Genomic DNA, 3430 nt, shown 5'->3' on the forward strand with positions numbered 1-3430 from the left:
CATTTTAACTCTCGACTATATTTGGACATAAAAGACCCCCAATAATTGGTGTCCAACTATTGGGGGTCACTTCACGACACGGCTTTTTTGTTTTCAGTCACAAGAGCTTAACTCAGTTGGCTTTCATTCCAAGCTATTTCAACTCGGTTACGCCCACGCTCTTTGGCTTTCAGTAATGCCTTATCGGCACGCTCAATGAAGTGATTATATTCTTCATCCTCAAGCTCTGCGACACCCATACTACAAGTAATTTGCATATCGTTGCCCCACTGTGCGTGCTCAATACAATCTCGAATAGATTCTGCAAACTCAGCAGCAGCACCTAATGGCGTAGCTGGACAAAAGATAACGAACTCTTCACCACCCCAACGAGCAAAAACATCCGATTTACGTACGCGTTTATTAATTAGACTAGCAAATGTTCGTAGCACGTTATCACCAAAATGGTGACCATGAAGATCATTGACTTGTTTAAAATGGTCTATATCAATAAAGATCATAGAAAACGGAATACTGTTATCAATTGAGTGTGCTGTTACCTCTGATAACCAATCGTTAATTTCATGGCGATTTCGTGTGCGTGTTAACGGATCGGTAAACGCAAGCTCTTCAAACACTAAACTCTTTTGATACAACGCTCGATTAACTTCTCGTAAACGGTTGGTACGCTCTTCTGTCAGTTTGATTTGTTTATGTAAGTAAACTCGATCAATGATAATTACCGCAATTGCAGTGAGCATCCATACTAACAACAACAATTTAACGAGCGTTTCTTCGCTGATCCATTCACCATAAAACACTAACTTGTTCAGTTTAATCGCGTAATACGCTTCTTTAACATAGCTGCCTGTCGCAATTTCGATCACAGAAACATTATCGAACTGACGATTAGATTTATCGACGGGTACTTCGTAATCAGCTATCCACCAAGAAAGTACTTGAAAAGAGCGTAATGGAAAAATTTGTAGTCCTTCATCCTCTCCCGGCGCATATTCAATCGCATTAAATTTTAAAGAAATAGGATCCGTTAAGTTTGCATAAGCTGGATCGAAGTTTCTCAAGTAAATACGAACACGTTCACCTTCTACTGGACTATCGTAATCAATGTCAATCCCGACACTTTCATAAGCACTGAGATCTACCCCTTTATCAACTGTATCTGTCAATGAAATTGCGATTTCACAAAACGGCCACTTTGCTTTATTGACAATATTGCATTCCAGTAATGCGCCGTTTTTATTCACATCCATTTTTGATTCTGTCGCACCATTTTGCGCAGTATCATCAATAATTCTGTATGTACTATTTATAGGAGTAACAACGTACTCACGTTTCGCTCCGCCAAAAAGAAACCATGTATAAGCAATACAGGTAAAAACAACAAGAAACAGTACAGTGTAACGAACGGGCTTCGTTAAACCTGCCATAAAACCTCAGACAATGTGAAAGCAAAATAATATGCATGTAAGTTAGTAGAGAAGTTACCAAAGCCAAATCATATTGACAATAATATAATCCTCAAATTACACGTTATCTTATACTATTAATCTCGACAATTAACACTATAAGAACAATAAGTTAGCACTAGATCATTAATATCGTCCAAAGGCATATTAACGACGGCGAACATGCTTTCCACGATTCTGATGGATTTTGCTTTTTGCTTTAGCTCTACGCTTTTCTGCCGCAGCTCCACGGTGGACAGATTGGGTCTCAATTAGAGTCGGATCTGGCTCATAACCTTCTAACCATTGCTGTGGAATACGTGTGTCGAGTAACTCTTCAATCGCTTTTAGTGCCCACTCTTCATCTAGGCTCATTAAGGTAATGGCATGCCCTGTCATTCCAGCTCGTCCTGTACGACCAATACGATGAACGTAATCTTCTGCTTTATAAGGCATGTCAAAATTCACGACATATTCTAGTTGCTCGATATCTAAACCGCGCGCAGCAACGTCGGTAGCAACAAGCACACGGACTTTTCCTGATTTAAATTCATCTAATGCACGTTGACGCGCACCTTGACTCTTATCACCGTTGATTGATACGGCTTTAATGCCATCCAGACCCAGATCTTTAGCCAGTTTGTCTGAACCTTGCTTGGTTTTAGTAAATACAAGTACTTGCTGCCAGTTACGAGAACCAATCAAATATGCGAGTAATTCAGCCTTACGGTGTTTATCTACTGGATACACCATTTGTGCAACGGTTTCAGCGGCAGTGTTAGCTGGAGTCACCTCAACCATTTTCGGTTCAGATAAGATATCAAAAGCCAATTTCTTAACTTGCTTTGAAAACGTTGCTGAGAAAAATAGCGTCTGACGCTCATCAGGCATACGCTTCATAATACGCTGAATATCAACAATGAAACCCATATCTAACATGCGATCCGCTTCATCTAGTACAAATGTTTCAACCTCAGACAATGAAACAGAGCGATTAAATACGTGATCAAGTAAACGCCCCGGTGTTGCGACAAGAATATCGGCTCCAGCATTAAGCGCTTTAACTTGCACATTCATACTTGTGCCACCGTAAGCAACTGCGACTTTTAAATCAGTGTACTTAGCGTAAGCTGTCATGCTGTCATAAACTTGCTGAGCCAACTCTCTCGTTGGTGTAAGAATTAAAGCACGAATAGGATGACCCGACGGCTTATCAGCAACATTTTGTGCTGATTGTTCAGCTTGTGAGGGCAAGGTTAGCAGGCGTTGTAATAAAGGAAGTGAAAATGCAGCCGTCTTACCAGTGCCAGTCTGCGCACCAGCCATAACATCCTCACCTTTTAATGCCATTGGAATTGCTTGTTTTTGCACATCAGTTGGTGATGAATAACCTAACTCAGTCAGTGCTTTTAACAAATCGGAATGCAGGTTTAAGGATTCGAACGACATAATAATTTCCTAGGAGCGATAATAAATGCACAACGGCAAATTTTGCCGCAGATTCTAACACAAAACATCTACCGTCATGCTCCTTAGAAAAGAATATTTAAACTATAAATACTAAATAATCATTTAATTACAGTATGTAACAAAAAAACGTTACGGTGCTGATAATTTTATTTTAAATAGCACCATAACCCCTGTAATTATTCTTTATATCGTGTCACTTTGTTACGTCCTGTCTTTTTCGATTCATATAGGGCTAAATCAGCTTTTTTTACCAACTCTTGTATTTCAGTTTTCGACTCGTGATAACAATAGCCAATTGATACCGTAAACTTCGGTATATCAGTAAGATCCATTGCTTCTACACAGCGTCTTATGCGCTCTAAAATCAGATAGACATCTAACTCTTCATTGATATTTTCTCTTAATATCAATAGGAACTCTTCCCCACCCCAACGAAAAGCAAGATCAGTTTTCCTGATATTTTCATTTAGACAATGAGTAAACGCTTTGATTGCTTTATCGCCAATATCATGACC

At 39.4% G+C, this 3430-nt stretch carries 3 protein-coding genes; all 3 read right to left on the minus strand.

Translation table 11 applies throughout. The annotated features are described in order from the left end of the window. Positions 1 to 107: 107 nt before the first annotated feature. Positions 108 to 1427, minus strand: a complete 1320-nt coding sequence (locus E5A76_RS05875; RefSeq protein ID WP_053989674.1) for a GGDEF domain-containing protein — start codon at positions 1425 to 1427, stop codon at positions 108 to 110. A 186-nt stretch (positions 1428 to 1613) separates the two neighbouring features. Continuing rightward, the gene (locus E5A76_RS05880) at positions 1614 to 2894 is read right to left on the minus strand and encodes a DEAD/DEAH box helicase (protein WP_161118379.1); all 1281 of its coding nucleotides are present in this window, start codon (positions 2892 to 2894) and stop codon (positions 1614 to 1616) included. 197 nt (positions 2895 to 3091) lie between these two features. Next, on the minus strand, positions 3092 to 3430 hold a 339-nt coding region (locus tag E5A76_RS05885), incomplete at its 5' end, for a GGDEF domain-containing protein (RefSeq protein WP_161118380.1).

Origin of the sequence: Photobacterium lucens, assembly GCF_009873615.1 — a bacterium.
In the GTDB taxonomy this organism is placed as follows: Bacteria; Pseudomonadota; Gammaproteobacteria; order Enterobacterales; family Vibrionaceae; genus Photobacterium; species Photobacterium lucens.